The organism is Micromonospora sp. NPDC051300 (genome assembly GCF_044455315.1).
GTDB classification, from domain to species: domain Bacteria; phylum Actinomycetota; class Actinomycetes; order Mycobacteriales; family Micromonosporaceae; genus Micromonospora; species Micromonospora robiginosa.
Map to the genome: position 1 here is coordinate 113,063 of NZ_JBITEP010000002.1, position 16,845 is coordinate 129,907.

Genomic DNA, 16,845 nt, shown 5'->3' on the forward strand with positions numbered 1-16,845 from the left:
GTCGGTCCGCTCAGCCGGGCCGATCGGACCGGTCGGGCCGTCGGAGCGCCGTGGCATGCTCGACGGCGTGACCGCACGCGCCGCCAGCACCGTCCTCGTCGGCCGGCAGCCCGAGCTGGCCGCGCTGGGCGAGGCGCTGAACCGGGCCCGGGGCGGCGACCCGACCACGGTGCTGGTCGGCGGCGAGGCCGGCGTCGGCAAGACCCGCCTGCTGGAGGAGTTCGGCGGGCACGTCGCCACGACCGGGGCCCGGGTGCTGGTCGGCCAGTGCCTCGAACTGGGCGAGGCCGGCCTGCCGTTCGCGCCGTTCGCGGCCGCGCTGCGCGACGTGCTGCGGCACGACGGCCCGGCCGCCTTCGCCGGCTACGAGGCCGAGTTCGCCCGGCTGCTGCCCGAGCTGGCCCGGATGCCCGCCGGCATCGCCGCGCCCACCGGCCCGGCCCTCGCCGACACCCCGCGCGGCTACCTGTTCGACCTGGTCGCCGAGCTGTTCCGGCGGATCGCCGAGGAACGCCCGCTGGTGCTGGTCATCGAGGACCTGCACTGGGCCGACCGGTCCACCCGGGACCTGATCGGCTTCCTGGTGCGGGCCACCCGCGCCACCCGCCTGCTCGTCGTCTGCACCTACCGCACCGACGAGTTGCACCGCGGGCACCCGCTGCGGCCCTTCCTCGCCGAGCTGGACCGGGCCCGCGGCGTCGACCGGGTCGAGCTGGCCCGACTCGACCGCGACGGCACCGCCGCCGTGCTCGCCGACCTGCTCGGCGCCGAGCCGTCCGCCCGGGCCGTCGACGACGTGCACGAGCGCACCCAGGGCAACCCGTTCTTCATCGAGGAGCTGGCCGCCGCCGGTGACCCGGTCGGCTGCGCGGTGCTCCCGGAGACGCTGCGCGACCTGCTGCTCGCCCGGGTGGACCGGCTGCCCGAGCCGGCCCAGCGGGTGCTGCGGATCGCCGCCGCCGGCGGCACCCGCTTCTCCCACCAGCTCGTCGCCGAGGTGGCCGGGCTCCCCGAGGTCGAGCTGGAGGACGCGCTGCGCGCCGCCGTCGCCGGGCAACTCGTCGTCGCCGACCCCGACGGCGACTACGAGTTCCGGCACGCGCTGGTCCGCGAGGCGGTGCACGACGACCTGCTCCCCGGCGAGCACGCCCGGCTGCACGCCCGCTACGCCGCCGCGATCGAGGCGCAACCGCACCTGGTCGCCGCCGGCCGCGCCCCGGCCGAGATCGCCCACCACTGGTACGCGGCGCACGACCACCCCCGCGCCCTCACCGCCGCCCGGTCCGCGGCCGCCACGGCGGCCGACGGCTGCGCGTACGCCGAGCAGAGCCGGCTGCTGGAACGCGTCCTCGAACTGTGGGAGCTGGTGCCCGACGCCGCCGACCGGCTCGGCATGGACCACCTGCGGGTGCTGGAGGAGACGCTCACCGCGGCGGTCACCGCCGGCGACCTGGGCCGGGCGCTCACGCTCACCCGCGCCGCGCTGGCCGAGGTCGACCCGGCCGCCGAACCGCTGCGCGCCGCCGCCCTGCTCGACCACCGGGGCCGGCTGCTCGCCCTGCTCGGCAAGAGCGACGGCGCGGTCGAGCTGCGCGAGGCGTACCGGTTGGCGGCCGGCGCGCCCGCCGGCGCGCAACGGTTCGGCGTGCTCGCCGACATCGCGGCGCACCTGATGAAGGTCGACCCGCGGGAGGCCGCCTCGGTGGCCGCCGAGGCGATGGTCGGCGCGTCCGAGATCGGCACCGACCTGGTGCTGCTGCCCACCCGGATCGCCCTGCTGCACCGCATCGACGACACCCCCGACCTCGGGCTGGCCGAGCTGCGCCGGGTGCAGGCGCGGGCCCGGGCCGCCGGCGACTCGTGGGCCCTGGTCAGCGCGTTGGTCTTCCTCTCCGACGTGCTCTACGAGCTGGGCCGCTACGCCGAGTCGGAGGAGGCCGCCGCGGCCGGGGTGAGCGAGGCGCGCCAGGCCGGGATCAGCCGCTCGATCGGCGCCTACCTGCTCTCCAACCGGGCCGAGGCGCTCATCGCGTCGGGCCGGTGGGACGAGGCCGACGCGACGTGCGCCGAGGCGGCCCGGATCGACCCGCCGGGCGTCTCCGGGCTGCACTGGCTCCAACTGCGCGCCGGGCTGCGGCTGGCCCGCGGGCATCCCCACGCCGACGAACTCGTCGGGCGGGCGCTGGCCTTCCTGGCCCGGCCCTACCTCTGGCCGAACCACCGGCTGCCGCTGCACGAGCTGCGCGTCGAGGCCGCGCTGGCCGCCGACGACAAGCTGGAGGCGGTACGCGCGGCCCGCGCCGCCCTGGCGGACCCGCACCTGGCCGACCTGCCCCGCGAGGGCTGGCCGGTGCTCAGCGCGGCGGCACGGGCCGCCGTGCTGGCCGGTGACCCGGCGCTGGCCGCCGAGGTGTCCACGGTGGCCGCCGTGCTGCCGGCCCGCCACCCGGCCGAGCGGGCGCACGCCGCCCAGGTCGCCGCGCTCCTGCACGACCTCGGTCCCGCCGACCCGGCCCTCGGCCGCGGTCCGGCGGTCGAGGGGCGGCCGGCGGTCGAGGGGCGGCCGGCGGTCGAGGGGCGGCCGGCGGTCGAGGGGCGGCCGGCGGTCGAGGGGCGGCCGGCGCCTCGCGGGGCGGTGGACGCGTGGCGGGCGGCGGTGACGGCGTGGCGGGCGGCCGGGCCGCCGCACCCGCTGGGGCGGGCGCTGCTCGGGCTGGCCGAGGTGGCCGCGGCGGCCGGCGAGCGGGACGAGGTGGCCGCCGCGATCCGGGAGACGGTCGAGGTGGCCGCCCGGCTGGGCGCCACCCCGCTGGGCGAGCAGGCCACCACCCTCGCCCGGCGGGTCGGCCTGCGCGGCACCGGGCGACCCGGGCCGGACCTGCTGACCGGTCGGGAGCGGGAGGTGCTGCGGCTGGTCGCCGAGGGGCACAGCAACAGCCGGATCGCCGAGCGGCTCTTCATCTCCCCGAAGACGGCAAGCGTGCACGTGTCCCGGATCATCGCCAAGCTGGACGTGACCAACCGGGTGGAGGCCGCCGCGCTGGCCCACCGCCTGGGCCTGCTCGACCCGCCGCCCGCGCCGGTTCAGCGACGGGGCAGATAGATCCGCCAGCCGGGGATCGTGATCACCCGCAGGGCGCCCGCTCCGGGACCGAGCTGCCGGTCCAGCCGCGCGGCCAGCGGTGAGCCGTCCGGGGCCACCCAGGCCGCGTCCGGGTCCGCGGCCACCGCCCGCCGATACGCCGGCAGCCTGTCGAACCCGGGGCGCAGGTCGTCGTCGACCACCGCGCACACGGTCTCCTCGGCGCTGGCGAACGCGATCCGGTTGCACGTCCAGTAGCCGCCCCGCGCGTGCCGGACGCCCAGGTCACCGAGCGCGTCGACGAGCATCCGGTGCCGGTCGGCCTCGGCGTGCGCGGCCGGCGCCGCCCGGATCGTCTCCACCGTGGCGCCCGCCTGGGTGCCGGGCATCCCGGCGAGCACGACGACCGCCCCGACCCCGGCCACCACGGCGCGGACCGGCGCCGCGCCGACGAGCCGGCCAGGCGCCGGCCGGACCGACGCCTCGTCGGGCCGGTCCGGTCCGGGCGCGCCCCGCCCACCGGGCCGGAGAACGAGCCGGGCGACCAGCGGGCGGGCGGCCTGCCACAGCGGCCAGAGCAGGGCCGGGACGGCGACCGCCAGGCAGGACAGGTAGCGGCCGCTCTCCAACGGGGTGCGGCCGGCCGCGCTGCTCGACGCGTACGCCGCCAGCACCGCCGCCGCGCCGCCGAGCAGCGCCAACCGTACTCCCGCCGACACCCGCCGCCCGGCCGACGCCGGCGGGACCGGGCGGCGCAGGGCGCGCCACGCGGTGAACGCGGCGAGCACGAGCAGGACCAGCAGGACCGGCGCCCACCAGAGCTGCCAGGGGGCGCAGCGGCCCGGCGAGCAGAAGCCCATGGCCAGCGGCGGGCCGACGACCAGCCCGCCGTGCCACCGCTCGACCCAGCCCGCCGTCGCGCCGGACCCGCTGGCCGCCAGCACCGCGGTGAGCGGGTCGCGACCGTGCCGGAGGTTGTCCAGCACCATCGGGGCGACGCCCAGCAGCAGCGCGCCGCCGAGCACCGCGCCGGCCCGGCCGGCGAGTTCCCGGCGTCGCCACGCCACCAGCAGCGCGCCGAGCGTCAGCACGTACGGCAGGATCAGCGGATCGACCCAGAGCAGCACCCCGGCGACCAGTCCCCAGGCCGCCCAGCGGGGCAGCCGCACGCCCGGCCCGCCGCCGCACAGCGCGACAGTGAGCAGCGCCAGCGCCGCCCCGGCCGGGTTCAGCTCGGGATAGCCGCCGCCGGCGATGAGCTGGTTCTTCACCACCCGGTCGGAGCCGAGCGCGAGCACGCCGACGACCAGCAGGGCGTACCAGCGGTCACCGCCGAGCCGGCGGGTGAGCCGCCAGGACAGCAGCAGGAACAGCGCGTACAGGGCCAGGGTGGGCAGCCGCAGCACGAGCACGGACGGCCCGGCGAGCGCGACAAGCGGCGCGGCCAGGTACGCCTCCAGCGTCCCCATGTAGGCCTGGCCGTAGAACCAGACCGGGAAGTCGTCGCCCCGGGCGATGTGCAGGGCGGCCAGCCCCATGGTCGCCTCGTCGCTGTTGCTGGGCGGCGCGTCCGCGAGGATCAGCGCCAGCCGGTAGCCGACCCCGGCGAACCCGACCAGTAGGGCGAGCAGCGTGGGCAGCCGGAGCCGCCGGGGCGTACGCGGGCGGTCGGCCTCGCGCGGCTCCTGGCGTACCCCGGCGGTCATGCCTGGATCATGGCATCCGGCCGGGGGCCGGCGGCGGGCGACGCGGTCGGACGCCGGCCTCAGCGGGTGACGGCGACCTGTTCGCGGGCGGCGAGCGCCTGCTGGTAGAGGCGGCCGGCGCGGTAGGAGGAACGGACCAGTGGGCCGCTCATCACGCCCGCGAAGCCGATCTCCTCGGCCTCCTCACGCAGCTCGACGAACTCCTCCGGCTTGACCCAGCGGGTGACCGGGTGGTGCCGGGGGGTGGGACGCAGGTACTGCGTGATGGTGATCAGCTCGCAGCCGGCCTCGTGCAGGTCGCGCAGCGCCTGGGAGACCTCGGCGCGCTCCTCGCCCATGCCGAGGATGAGGTTGCTCTTGGTGACCAGGCCGTCGGCGCGGGCCTGGCGGATCACGTCGAGCGACCGCTCGTAGCGGAAGGCCGGGCGGATCCGCTTGAAGATGCGTGGCACGGTCTCGACGTTGTGCGCCAGCACCTCGGGACGCGAGCCGAAGACCTCGGCGAGCTGCTCGGGCACCGCGTTGAAGTCGGGGATCAGCAGCTCGACGCCGCAGCCGGACTGCAGGGCGTGGATCTGCCGGACCGTCTCGGCGTAGAGCCAGGCGCCGCCGTCGGGCAGGTCGTCGCGGGCCACCCCGGTGATGGTGGCGTAGCGCAGGCCCATCGCGGCGACCGACTCGGCGACCCGGCGCGGCTCGTCGGCGTCGAACTCGGCCGGCTTGCCGGTGTCGATCTGGCAGAAGTCACAGCGCCGGGTGCACTGGTCGCCGCCGATGAGGAAGGTGGCCTCGCGGTCCTCCCAACACTCGTAGATGTTGGGGCAACCGGCCTCCTGGCACACCGTGTGCAGTCCCTCGCGCGAGACGAGGCCGCGCAGCTCGGTGTACTCCGGGCCCATCTTGGCCTTGACCTTGATCCACGGCGGTTTGCGCTCGATCGGCGTCTCGGCGTTGCGCGCTTCGATCCGCAGCATGCGCCGCCCCTCCGGGGCGACGGTCGCGGTGCGCGCGGGCTGCTCGGTCGTCGGCGCGGTTTGCTCGATCGTCACGAAATCGAGCCTACGCCGGTCGGCGGCGGTCGATGAACGTCGGGCGACGGCCGTCACCCCGGAAAGCTTGTGACACCGGACACGAGCGGCCAAAAAACCTCGTCACATTCCGGTGGCGGTGGTGCTAGCGTGCCGGCAGAGCTGCGACGGAGCCGAGTAGCGGACCGACCCGCCAGCCCAGAGAGCCGCCGAAGTGCTGCGAGGCGGTCTGGCGCCGGGCCCGCGAAGACCCTCCCGAGCTGCGGGAAGAACGGCGTACGCGCCCAGTAGAACCCGCCCGGCTGGCCCCGGTGAAAAGGCGACGAACGAGGCCTCCGCTCCGGCGGGGGCGAAGGTGTGGTGGCACCGCGAGGATCCCGCTCGCCCACACCTCCCGGGGATCGCGTTGCGATTGATCGAGGAGGTAACCGCCGTGCAACGCATCCTGTCCTCCCAGCTCACCGCCCATGTCGGCGCGACCGTCCGGCTCGCCGGCTGGGTCCACCGCCGCCGGCTGCTCAAGTCGGTGGCGTTCCTGATCGTCCGGGACGCCGCCGGGCTCGCGCAGGTGGTGGTCGCCGCGCCCGAGGTGCGCGCGCACGTCGAGGCGCTCTCCGAGGAGACCGTCGTCGAGGTGGTCGGCACCGTGGTCGCGAACCCCACCGCGCCCGCCGGGGTCGAGGTCGTCGAGCCGACGGTACGTCCGCTCGGCCCGCCCGCCGTGCCGCCCCCGTTCGACCTCTACCGGCCGGCGCTCACCGCGAGCCTGCCCACCCAGCTCGACCACGCGCCGACGGCGTTGCGCCATCCGACCCGCTCCGCCGCGCTGCGGATCTCGGCGGCGGCGGTGGCCGGCTTCCGGGCCACGCTCGACCGGCAGCGCTTCGTCGAGGTCCACACCCCGAAGGTGGTCGGCTCGTCGACCGAGAGCGGGGCGAACGTGTTCGCGCTGGACTGGTTCGGCCGGCCCGCCTACCTGGCGCAGTCGCCGCAGTTCTACAAGCAGCTCATGGTCGGCGTCTTCGAGCGCGTCTACGAGGTGGGCCCGGTGTTCCGCGCCGAGCCGCACGACACGGTCCGGCACCTGGCCCAGTACACCTCGCTCGACGTGGAGCTGGGCTTCGTGACCGACCACCAGGACGTGATGGCCGTGCTGCGCGACACGCTGGCCGGGATGCTCGCCGGCGTCGCCGAGCGGGCCGGCGGCGCGCTCGACACGCTCGGCGTCACGCTGCCTCCGGTGCCCGCCGAGATCCCGGCGGTGCACTTCGCCGACGCGTTGCGGATCGCCGGCGCGCCGGCCGACGAGCCCGACCTGGCGCCGGCGCACGAGCGGGCGCTGGGGGAGTGGGCGCGCGTCGAGCACGGCAGCGACTTCCTGTTCGTCACCGGCTACCCGATGGCGAAGCGGCCCTTCTACACCCACCCGGACCCGGCCCGGCCGACCCACTCGAACGGCTTCGACCTGCTGTTCCGGGGGATGGAGCTGGTCACCGGCGGGCAGCGGCTGCACCGGCACGCCGACTACCTGGCGGCGCTGGCGGCGCGGGGCGAGCCGGTGGAGCCGTACGCCGGTTACCTGGACGCGTTCCGGCACGGCATGCCGCCGCACGGCGGCTTCGCGATCGGCCTGGAGCGGTTCGTGGCCCGGCTGACCGGCGCGGCGAACGTCCGGGAGGTGACCGCCTTCCCACGCGACCTGCATCGCCTCACGCCGTGAACCGCCCGGCCGCCGCCGGCGGCGCGCGCCGCCGGCGGCGGCCGGGCGGGCGGGCCGCCGGGTCAGCGGAATCCCTACCGAGGGTGACGGGTGACGTCCGCTCGCCGGTCGTGACGGTGGGTAGTGGGCGTGGCGGTGGTGCGGAACGTGCCGTCTTCGCTGCGACGCGCTGACCAGCCACTTCGCGGAAGGCTCGCCCTGGCGGGGAAGAGGTGCCGGCCGCCTTTGCTCTGCAGCCACGGGCGCACCGGTCGACGCTGGGTGAGTGGTGCGTATGAGGCTGCAGAGCAAAGGTGGCGGCGGGTGGGCGGGGTGGAACGGAGGGTGCTCACGCTCCGTGAGCATGGGGTGGCTTCTGTCGGGCGGCGGGACGCGCGTCGGGGCGCCGGGGGAGCGGGCGGTCAGGCCGGGCCGAGCAGGTCCCACAGGTTGCCGGCGACGTCCCGGAAGACCGCGACCCGGCCGTACGGCTCGGTACGGGGTGGGCGGACGAACTCGACGCCCGCGGCGGCCATCCGGCGGTGCGTGGCGTCGACGTCGTCGACCCGCAGGAAGAAGCCGACCCGGCCGTGCGTCTGGTCACCGACCGCCCCGGCCTGGTGCTCCCCGTCCGCGCGGGCCAGCAGCAGCCCGGTGCCGCCGCCCGGCGGGCGCACCACCACCCAGCGCTTCGGCCGGCCGTCGTTCGTCAGCGACGGCGAGTCCTCGGTCAGCTCGAAGCCGAGCACCTCGGTGAAGAACGCGACGGCCGGGTCGTAGTCGGCGACGACGAGGGTGACGAGATCGAGCCGCACCCGTCAGACCCGGGTCAGGGTGGGCAGGTGCCGCTCGACCACCGGCAGCACGTCGGCCACCGTGACCGGACGGCCCAGCTCGGCGGTGAGCGAGGTGACCCCGGCGTCGCGGATGCCGCACGGCACGATCCGGTCGAAGAAGCCCAGGTCGCAGTCGCAGTTGACGGAGAAGCCGTGCAGCGTGACGCCACGGGCCACCCGGATGCCGATGGCCGCCACCTTCCGCGCCGGCCCCCGGTCGTCCGCCGGCACCCAGACGCCGCTGCGGCCCTCGACCCGGCCGGCGACCAGCCCGAACTCGGCGCAGACGTCGATCAGCAACTGCTCGGTGCGCCGGACGTACGCCACCACGTCGACCGGGTCGGGCAGGCGGACGATGGGGTAGCCGACCAACTGCCCCGGACCGTGCCAGGTGATCTTGCCGCCGCGGTCCACGTCCACCACCGGCGTGCCGTCCGTCGGCCGGTCCCACGGCTCGGTCCGCTTGCCGGCGGTGTAGACGCTCGGGTGCTCCAGGAGCAGCACCGTGTCGCCCTGCTCACCGGCCACCACGGCCTCGTGCAGCCGGCGCTGCTCGTCCCAGGCGGCCCGGTAGTCGAGCCGGCCGGCGCGGACGGTGGTCGGTCCGGAAGTCGTCACGCTCACCCGTCCAGCGTAGTCCCGCCGGCCGGGCGGCCCCCGGGTGACGCTCGTCGCGTCACGCCGGCGGCACCCGCCACAGCCAGACGTCCTCGACCCGCTCGGGCGGCCCGAGCAGGGCGGTGGCGGTGCGACGCAACGCCTCCTCGTCGACGTCGTACTTGGCGCCGTGCACCCGGTCGGCAAGCACCACCACCCGCACCCCCCAGTGGCGCAGGTCGGCCCGGGACTCCTGGATGCTGCCCTCGGTGACGATCGGCACCAGCCCGGTGCTGCCGGCCTGGTCCATCAGCGTGTCGAAGGTGCGCGGCACCGGGCCGATCCGGCCCCGGCCGTCCGGCCCGCCCGGGCCGAGGAAGAAACCGGCGGGAATCCGGAACTCACCCTGCCGGTGGGCGAGGGCGTACGCCTGCCAGCGCTGCCCGTCCGGGTAGACGTCGACGGTCAGCGGCAGCGGGGTGAGGACCCCGTCGGGCGGGACGTAGCGCTTCCAGGTCCCGCCGGTGATGAACGTCGGGATCGGCTCGCGGACGCTGGTGAGCAGCGGGGTGGGCAGCAGCGGCAGCAGCGCGACGGCGAAGCCGACCAGCCAGGCCGCGCCGACCACCCGCCGCCGGGGCGGGCGGGCGCGCAGCGCGTCGACCGCGTACGCCAGCAGCAGGCCGATCACCGGCGCGACGACGAGCGCCAGCCGCGACGGCAGCGCCGCGTTGACCACCGGCAGGTTGTCCAACACCCCGAACGGCAGCAGTTGGTCGGTGCGCCGCCCGTTCCACTTGGCCGTCGGGCCCCAGGAGAGCACCGCGAAGACCACCGCGGTCACGCCGAGCGCGAGCAGGGTCGCCCGGAACGCCCGGTCGGCGCGCCGCCACAGCAGGGCGAAGCAGGCGACCGCGAGCACCAGCAGCGGGACGCCGAAGAACGAGTTCTCCTCGGTCGGGTTCGGCGCCAGCGACGTGCCGAACCCGGCCCAGCCGGCAAGCGACCGGCGCGGGTACGACCCGAACGCGGCGATGTCCTCGGAGTGGATCAGCGGGTCGAAGCCGGTGCCGTGGAACCGCTGCGGCCCGGCGAAGTGCAGCCAGAGCGGGTACGCCAGCAGCGCGCCGGCCACCAGCGCGGTCACGCCGAGCCCGGCCAGCACGCGCGGCAGCGCCGCCCGCACCTCCGCCCGCCGGGCCGGGTGCAGCGCCCAGACCAGCAGGAACGCCGCGAGCGCCAGGGCGGTGAAGAAGAGGCCCTCGGCGGCGATCGAGAACGCGACCGCCACCAGCAGGCCGAGCACGATCCCGCCGGTGACCGCGCGGCCGGGGCGGCGCAGCCGGAACACGCCCCAGACCAGCAGCGGCACCAGCCAGCCCGCGGTCCAGTTCAGGTGCGCGTTGGCGTGCGACACCATGGCCGGGCAGTAGGCGATGAACAGCGCGCCCACCCCGGCGGCCAGCCGGCTGGCGACCAGGTGCCGGCTGAGCAGCCAGTACCAGGCCACCGCGGTGGCGGCGAGGTTGAGCGTCAGGATCACCAGGAACGTCGCGGGCGGCCCGACCAGGTACGTCAGCGGCGCGAAGACCGCCGCGTACACGGTGATCGAGGTGTTGACCGCGAGGTTCACCCCGTCCGGGACGTTGATCAGGTGGGTGAAGAACGGGTTCTCGCCGTGGGTGAGCGCGTGCCCGCCGAAGGCCAGCAGCCACTCGAAGAGCGCCTGGTCGCTGGAGTTGACGGTGATCGCGCGATTGTTCGGGTCCCGCCACATCCCGCTGGTGACCCAGAGCGCCAGCGCCACCGCCGCGAGTGTCACCAGCAGGTCGGCGCGCCGGTCGCGGGTGACCGGGGACGGGGAGGACGGCACGCAGCGGACGTTACCAACCGGACCTGGGCACACCGCCCGGACGGGGAATGTGTGACCGACAGCTATTCCTGTCGATGAAACACGGACGTAACGTTCCGGCAACTCGGAGAGTGACCCAGTTCACATTCCATGATCGGGAGGTCCCCGTGTCCCGCTCCTCATCCCTCATCACCCGCCTCGCCGGGGCGGCGGCCGGGGTCGTGCTGGCCGCGGCCGGCGTCCTGGTCGCCGCCCTGCCCGCGCAGGCCGCCTCGCTGACCCAGGTCAGCGGCTTCGGCTCCAACCCCGGCAACCTGACCATGTACGCCTACCGCCCGGACGGCCTGCCCGGCAACGCGCCGGCGGTGGTGCTGCTGCACGGCTGCACCCAGAACGCCTCGACCTACTTCACCAACTCCGGCTGGCAGAAGTACGCCGACCAGTGGAGGTTCGCGCTGATCGTGCCGCAGCAGCCGTCCGGCAACAACGCCAACTCCTGCTTCAACTGGTTCGAGACCGGCGACACCGCACGCGGCCAGGGCGAGGCGCTGTCGATCAAGCAGATGGTCGACTACGCGAAGACGAACTACGGCACCGCCGCCGGCCGGGTCTACGTCAGCGGCCTCTCCGCCGGCGGCGCGATGAGTTCCGTCATGCTCGCCACCTACCCCGACGTGTTCGCCGCCGGCTCGATCATCGCCGGCATCCCGTACCGCTGCGCCACCAGCACCACCACGGCGTACAGCTGCATGAACCCGGGCGTGGACAAGACCCCGGCGCAGTGGGGCGACCTGGTCCGCAACGCGTACGCCGGCTATTCCGGCCCGCGCCCCCGGGTGGCCGTGTGGCACGGCACCAGCGACTACACGGTCAACGTGGCGAACGCGACCGAGTCGCGGGACCAGTGGACCAACGTGCTCGGCGTGTCGCAGACCCCGACCAGCACCTCGTCGCTGCCGGGCGGCACCAGCCTGGAGGTCTACGGCAACGACCAGGTCCGCGTCTACCGGGTCTCCGGGATGGGCCACGGCACCCCGGTCGACCCGGGCTCTGCCGCCGACCAGTGCGGCACCGCCGGGGCGTACTTCCTGGACACCATCTGCTCGACGTACCGTGACGCGCTCTTCTTCGGCCTCGGTGGCGGCGGCGCCACGCCCGGCCCGACCCCGACGGCGACCGCGTCACCGACCGCCTCGCCCACCCCGACCGCGTCGCCCACCACCGCACCGGTCTGCGTCACCGCCAGCAACTACGCGCACGTCGCGGCCGGCCGGGCCTACCAGTCCGGCGGGTACGCCTACGCGCTCGGCAGCGGCCAGCGGATGGGCCTCTACAACACGTTCTACACGACGTCGCTCAAGCAGACCGGCCCCAGCTACTGGGTCATCGGCTGCTGACCCGATGCAGGGAGGGGCCCCCGCTCAACGCCTCCGGTGGAGGCGGGGGCCCCGCTCAACGCCTGCGCGTCGCCCTCAGCCGGTGAGGGCGGCGTGCAGCGCGCCCGGCAGATCCGGGTGGGTCCAGGTGAAGCCGGCCCTGCCGAGCACCCCGGGCAGCACCCGGGTGCTGGTCAGCGCCTCCTGGGCGAACCCGCCGAGCGCCACCTTCAGCGCCAGCGCCGGGATCGGCATGATCGCCGGCCGGTGCAGTTGGCGGGCCAGCTCCCGGGTGAACTCGGCGTTCGTGACCGGCGCCGGGCCGACCACGTTGACCGGGCCGGCCACGTCGTCCCTTGCCAGCAGGTACACCACCGCGTCCAGCCAGTCCCGCATCGAGATCCACGGCAGCCACTGCCGGCCGTTGCCCAGCTTGCCGCCGACCCCCAGCCGGAACGGCAGCAACTGCGGCTTGAGCAGGCCGCCGTCGCGGTGCAGCGGCAACCCGGTGCGCAGCCGCGCCACCCGGACACCGGCGTCCTCGGCCGGTCGGGTCGCCGCCTCCCAGACCCGGCAGACGTCGGCGAGGAACCCCTCACCGGCCGGCGCGTCCTCCTCCACGGTCCGGTCCCCGGTGTTGCCGTACCAGCCGACCGCTGACGAGTTCAGCAGCACCGGCGGCCGGTCCGCGGCGGGCAGGCCCGCGATCGTGATGGCGAGCGTCGTCGTGCTGTCCACCCGGCTGGTCCGGATCAGCTTCCGGTAGTCGTCGTCCCAGCGCTTGTCACCCACCCCGGCGCCGGCCAGGTTCACCACCGCGTCGGCGTCCGCGACCACCTGCGGGTCGAGCTGCGCGGCGGCCGGATTCCACTGCCGCTCGTCCGGGGTACGCGGTGGGCGGCGGACCAGGCGGGTGACCTGGTGCCCGTCGGCGGTGAGCCGGTCGACCAGTCGGGTGCCGAGGAAGCCGGAGGCGCCGGCCATGAGGATCCGCATGTTCCCATCTTCGGATACCGGACGGGATTCGGATGCGTGGAGCGAAATCACTCACTCGTCACGCCCGTCGAGGCTCGGTCGGGCGTGACGGAGCCGGCCGTGTCACTCCCCGGTGCGACCGTCGATCGCCTCCCGCAGGATGTCGGCCTGGCCCAGGTGCCGGGCGTACTCGTCGGTCATGTGGGTCAGCACCCACCGCAACGATCGCTCGGCCCCGGTGCCCGGGGTGCGTCCGATCGCGTCGAGGGAGCGCGCGGCGGCGATCCGGCGGGACGCCGCCACCTGCTCGCCCCAGAGCGCGAACGTCTCCGCGCCGGTGGCGTCGGCGACATCGTGGAACGGCGCGTCGGCGTCGTCGGTCAGGTCGAACAGGTCACCAGGGAATGCCTCCGCGATCACGCCCTGGAAGTACCAGCGTTCGACCGTCGCGAGGTGCCGGACCAGGCCGAGCAGCGACAGGCTGGACGACGGTACCGGTCTCGACCGAAGCTGCTCGTCGGACCGGCCCGCGCACTTGCGGACCAGGGCGTCCCGCTGGAAGTCGAGGAAGGTGTCGAGCAGCGTCCGCTCGTCGGCGGCGGGTGGCAGCGCGAACCGCCGATCCGTCGCGGGGTCTCCGGGCACGACGGTGCTCACGCCGTCGCCCCGGCGGTGCGCAGGTCGGCGAGGAGGCGCTCCACCTCCGCGAACGCGGCCTCCGGCAGCGGCCCGTACGCCAACGTGCCCACGTTCTCCTCGGCCTGGCCGACCGTGCGGCAGCCGGGGATCGGCAGCGTGCGCGGGCTGCGGGCGAGCAGCCAGCCCAACGCGCCCTGGGCGAGCGTGCGGCCGTCGGCGGTCAGCGCCGCGCGGACCCGGGCCACCCGGTCGGCCCACTCGGCGCGCGGGACGCCGTCGTGGAACCAGTCCAGCCACTCCGGCGCCGACCCGCGCACGTCGTCGCCGCCGCGGGCCGCCGGCGCGCCCTGGTACTTCGCGGTGAGCAGGCCCATCGCCAACGGGCCCCGGTTGAGGCTGGCCAGGTCGAACTCGTCGCACACCGCAAGCATCGCGGCGTTGTCCCGCAGCACCGACTGGTCGTGCTGGATCGCCGCGCAGTGCGGGCCCGCCTCGGCGAACGCGCGCGCCGAGGCCGGGTCGTCGGTGCTCCAGCCGTACGCCCGGATCTTGCCCGCGCCGACCAGGTCCTCGAGCGTCTCGACGAGATCCAGCGCCCGCGGCACCGGCAGCCCGTTCAGGTGCAACTGGTAGAGGTCGACGTGGTCGGTGCCCAGCCGGCGCAGCGAGTCCTCCAGGCTGCGCCGCGCGTACGCCGGGCTGGCGTCCTCGCCCGCGGCCTGCCGGGTCGCCTCGTCGGTGGGGTAGCCGAACTTGGTGGCGATCACCGCGCGGTCCCGGCGGCCGGCGAGCGCCCGGCCCAGCACCCGCTCGCTGTGCCCCGCGCCGTAGTTGCTGGAGGTGTCGAAGAGGGTCGCGCCCAGCTCCAGGGCCCGGTGCACGGTGCGGACCGACTCGTCGTCGTCCACCTCGCCCCAGCCGAGCGGCTGCGCGCCGTCCCAGAGCGGGCCGCCGATCGCCCAGCAGCCCATGCCGATCGCGCTGACCTCGATGCCGCTGCGGCCCAGTCGTCGTGTCGTCGTCATGTCCTCAGTGTCCAGTCTCGAGTGCACTCGAAGTCGAGTCGTTTCCGGCCAGTCGGGACAGGAGCGGCGCGACGGAGTCGACGGCGTCGGCGCGTACCACGAAGCGGGTGACGCCCCAGCGGCGCTCGTGCCCGGCGACGGCCGGGGCGATCTCGTCCGGGGTGCCGATCAGCACGAACGGGGTGGCCAGCACCTCGGCCGGGGTGAGGCCGGTCTCCGCGGCCGTCCCGGCGGCGACCGCCTCGGCGTCGTCGGTGACGGCGACGCGCTGGACCAGCGCCTCCAGGGCGGGCGGCTCGTCGCGGCCGGCCGCGCCGGCGGCCACCTGGGCGAGCTGTGCGTCGAGCTGGTCGGCCCGCCACCGGACCTCGTGCCGGTGACCGTCGGCCAGGGTGCGCCCGAAGCCGGTCAGGCCGACCACGTCGGCGTGCGCGCCGGCCCACCGCAGCAGCGTCGAGTTGGCGGTGCCCACGGTGAGCGGGATCCGGTCCCGGACCGGTCGCGGCGCGTCGAGGCGGGCGGCGTACGCGGTCAGGTCCGGCGTGTCCACGGTGACCTCGTCGCCGGCCAGCAGCGCGCGTACCGCCTCGGCGACCGCGACGCAGCGGCGGACCCGGCCGGCGACGTCCGGGCGCTCGCGCCCGACGGCCCGCCACTCGCCCGGCGTGTGACCGGCGCCCAGGCCGAGCCGCGCCCGCCCGCCGGAGACCACGTCAAGCGTGGCCACGTCGGCGGCGAGCAGGAGCGGCTCCCGGACCCCGGCGTTGGACACGTACGAGCCGACGCCCAGCGTGTCGGTCACGGCCGCCGCGGCGGCCAGCGCGACGAACGGGGACGGGCCGAACCCCGGGTGGTCGGCCGCGTGGAGCGCGTCGAAGCCGGCGGCCTCGACGGTGCGGGCCAGTTCGGCCCAGCCCACCGCGTCGGTGGCCCGGGCCTGCACGGAGAAGATCGCCATCGGCCCAGTCTCCGGCCCCGCCGCCCTCTCCACCCACCCCTTCTGCCGTGGGCCGAAGGGTAAGGAGGGGCCCCCGCTTAACGCCTGGTGCCTAACAGGGGGCCCCTCCTAACCCAACCCTCAGACCGCGTCGAGGCGTGCCAGGGCGGCGGGGGAGAGGCGCAGCGCGCCGGCGGCGACGTTCTGCTCCAGGTGCGCCGGGTCGCCGGTGCCGGGGATGGCGAGCACGTTCGGGCCCCGGCTCAGCGTCCAGGCCAGCCGGACCTGCGCCGGGGTGGCGCCGTGCTCGCGCGCCACCGCGAGCACCTCCGGGTGCTCCTCGCCCGTCGCCCCGGCCTCCCGCCCGCTGGTCACGATCGAGAAGAACGGCACGAACGCGGTGCCGTGCGCGGCGCAGTCCCGGATCAGCTCGTCGTTGCTCCGGCGGTAGCCGAGGCCGTACGAGTTCTGCACGCAGACCACCGGGGCGATCGCCCGCGCCTCGGCGACCTGGTGCGGGCGGACCGCGGAGACGCCGAGGTGCCGGACCAGCCCGGCGTCGACCAGCTCGGCGAGCGCGCCGAAGTGCTCGCCCAGCGGCTCCGGCCCGTACACCCGGAGGTTGACCACGTCGAGGTGGTCCCGGCCGAGCTGGCGCAGGTTCTCCTCGACCTGACCGCGCAACTGCTCCGGCCGGGCCATCGGCAGCCACTCGCCGGACGGGTCCTTGCCGGGTCCGACCTTGGTGACGATCACCAGGTCATCGGGGTACGGCGAGAGCGCCCGGTTGATCAGCTCGTTGGCCGAGCGCAGCGGCGAGAAGTAGAACGCCGCCGTGTCGATGTGGTTGACGCCCAGCTCGACCGCGCGGCGCAGCACGGCGACGGCCCGGTCCCGGTCGCTCGGTCCGCCGTCGGCGTTCGCGGTCAACCGCATCGCGCCGAGGCCGATCCGGTTGACCGTCCGGTCGCCGAGCTGCCAGGTGCCGGCGCCGCCGGCGTGGATGGTGTCGATGGTCATGGTGTCCCCGTTCCTCTCGGAGCCCCATGAGGGGGCCGAGCATTTCCACGGGGCCGACAGCCGGCCGGTTCAA

Annotated in this window: 13 protein-coding genes; 3 read left to right on the forward strand and 10 right to left on the reverse strand. The window is 75.5% G+C overall.

Annotation, left to right across the window (positions count from 1 at the left end):
• Positions 1–55: 55 nt before the first annotated feature.
• The gene (locus ACIA5A_RS03640; protein ID WP_396756493.1) at positions 56–3,103 is read left to right on the forward strand and encodes an AAA family ATPase; all 3,048 of its coding nucleotides are present in this window, start codon (positions 56–58) and stop codon (positions 3,101–3,103) included.
• Here ACIA5A_RS03640 and ACIA5A_RS03645 read toward each other — a convergent pair.
• Complete coding sequence (locus tag ACIA5A_RS03645; protein WP_396756044.1) at positions 3,085–4,788, reverse strand: DUF423 domain-containing protein; 1,704 nt, start codon at positions 4,786–4,788, stop codon at positions 3,085–3,087. The genes ACIA5A_RS03640 and ACIA5A_RS03645 overlap by 19 nt on opposite strands.
• Before the next feature lie 59 nt (positions 4,789–4,847).
• Positions 4,848–5,894, reverse strand: a complete 1,047-nt coding sequence (gene lipA, locus ACIA5A_RS03650) for a lipoyl synthase (RefSeq protein WP_396756046.1) — start codon at positions 5,892–5,894, stop codon at positions 4,848–4,850.
• 355 nt (positions 5,895–6,249) lie between these two features.
• On the opposite strand from lipA, the gene aspS reads away from it, so the two are divergent.
• A complete protein-coding gene (aspS, locus tag ACIA5A_RS03655; RefSeq protein ID WP_396756048.1) occupies positions 6,250–7,536 on the forward strand; it encodes an aspartate--tRNA(Asn) ligase in 1,287 nt (428 codons plus the stop codon).
• A gap of 401 nt (positions 7,537–7,937) precedes the next feature.
• On the opposite strand, the gene ACIA5A_RS03660 is transcribed toward aspS, so the two are convergent.
• Genes ACIA5A_RS03660 through ACIA5A_RS03670 form a run of 3 tightly spaced genes read right to left on the reverse strand, consistent with a single transcriptional unit; the run spans position 7,938 to position 10,821 of the window.
• Positions 7,938–8,330, reverse strand: a complete 393-nt coding sequence (locus ACIA5A_RS03660; protein ID WP_396756050.1) for a VOC family protein — start codon at positions 8,328–8,330, stop codon at positions 7,938–7,940.
• A 3-nt stretch (positions 8,331–8,333) separates the two neighbouring features.
• Entirely contained in the window at positions 8,334–8,975 is a 642-nt protein-coding gene (gene lipB / locus ACIA5A_RS03665; RefSeq protein WP_396756052.1) for a lipoyl(octanoyl) transferase LipB, read from the reverse strand.
• Between the two features lie 52 nt (positions 8,976–9,027).
• Positions 9,028–10,821, reverse strand: coding sequence for a DUF2079 domain-containing protein (locus ACIA5A_RS03670; protein WP_396756054.1), 1,794 nt, complete (start codon positions 10,819–10,821; stop codon positions 9,028–9,030).
• A gap of 146 nt (positions 10,822–10,967) precedes the next feature.
• On the opposite strand from ACIA5A_RS03670, the gene ACIA5A_RS03675 reads away from it, so the two are divergent.
• Positions 10,968–12,197: a PHB depolymerase family esterase gene (locus tag ACIA5A_RS03675; RefSeq protein WP_396756056.1), complete on the forward strand. Its 1,230-nt coding sequence runs from the start codon at positions 10,968–10,970 to the stop codon at positions 12,195–12,197.
• Positions 12,198–12,272: 75 nt separating this feature from the next.
• Here ACIA5A_RS03675 and ACIA5A_RS03680 read toward each other — a convergent pair whose 3' ends face one another.
• From ACIA5A_RS03680 to ACIA5A_RS03700, 5 genes are all read right to left on the reverse strand, one after another.
• Positions 12,273–13,172: a TIGR01777 family oxidoreductase gene (locus tag ACIA5A_RS03680; RefSeq protein WP_396756058.1), complete on the reverse strand. Its 900-nt coding sequence runs from the start codon at positions 13,170–13,172 to the stop codon at positions 12,273–12,275.
• A 102-nt stretch (positions 13,173–13,274) separates the two neighbouring features.
• Entirely contained in the window at positions 13,275–13,808 is a 534-nt protein-coding gene (locus tag ACIA5A_RS03685) for a DinB family protein (protein WP_396756060.1), read from the reverse strand.
• Positions 13,805–14,815 carry an aldo/keto reductase gene (locus ACIA5A_RS03690; protein ID WP_396756062.1) on the reverse strand — a complete coding sequence of 337 codons (1,011 nt, stop codon included), beginning with the start codon at positions 14,813–14,815 and terminating at the stop codon, positions 13,805–13,807. Before ACIA5A_RS03690 ends, ACIA5A_RS03685 begins: the two co-directional genes overlap by 4 nt.
• 4 nt (positions 14,816–14,819) lie before the next feature.
• On the reverse strand, positions 14,820–15,773 hold the full coding sequence (locus tag ACIA5A_RS03695) for an LLM class flavin-dependent oxidoreductase (protein ID WP_396756064.1): 954 nt from the start codon (positions 15,771–15,773) through the stop codon (positions 14,820–14,822).
• Positions 15,774–15,893: 120 nt separating this feature from the next.
• The gene (locus tag ACIA5A_RS03700) at positions 15,894–16,772 is read right to left on the reverse strand and encodes an oxidoreductase (protein WP_396756066.1); all 879 of its coding nucleotides are present in this window, start codon (positions 16,770–16,772) and stop codon (positions 15,894–15,896) included.
• Positions 16,773–16,845 lie beyond the last annotated feature (73 nt).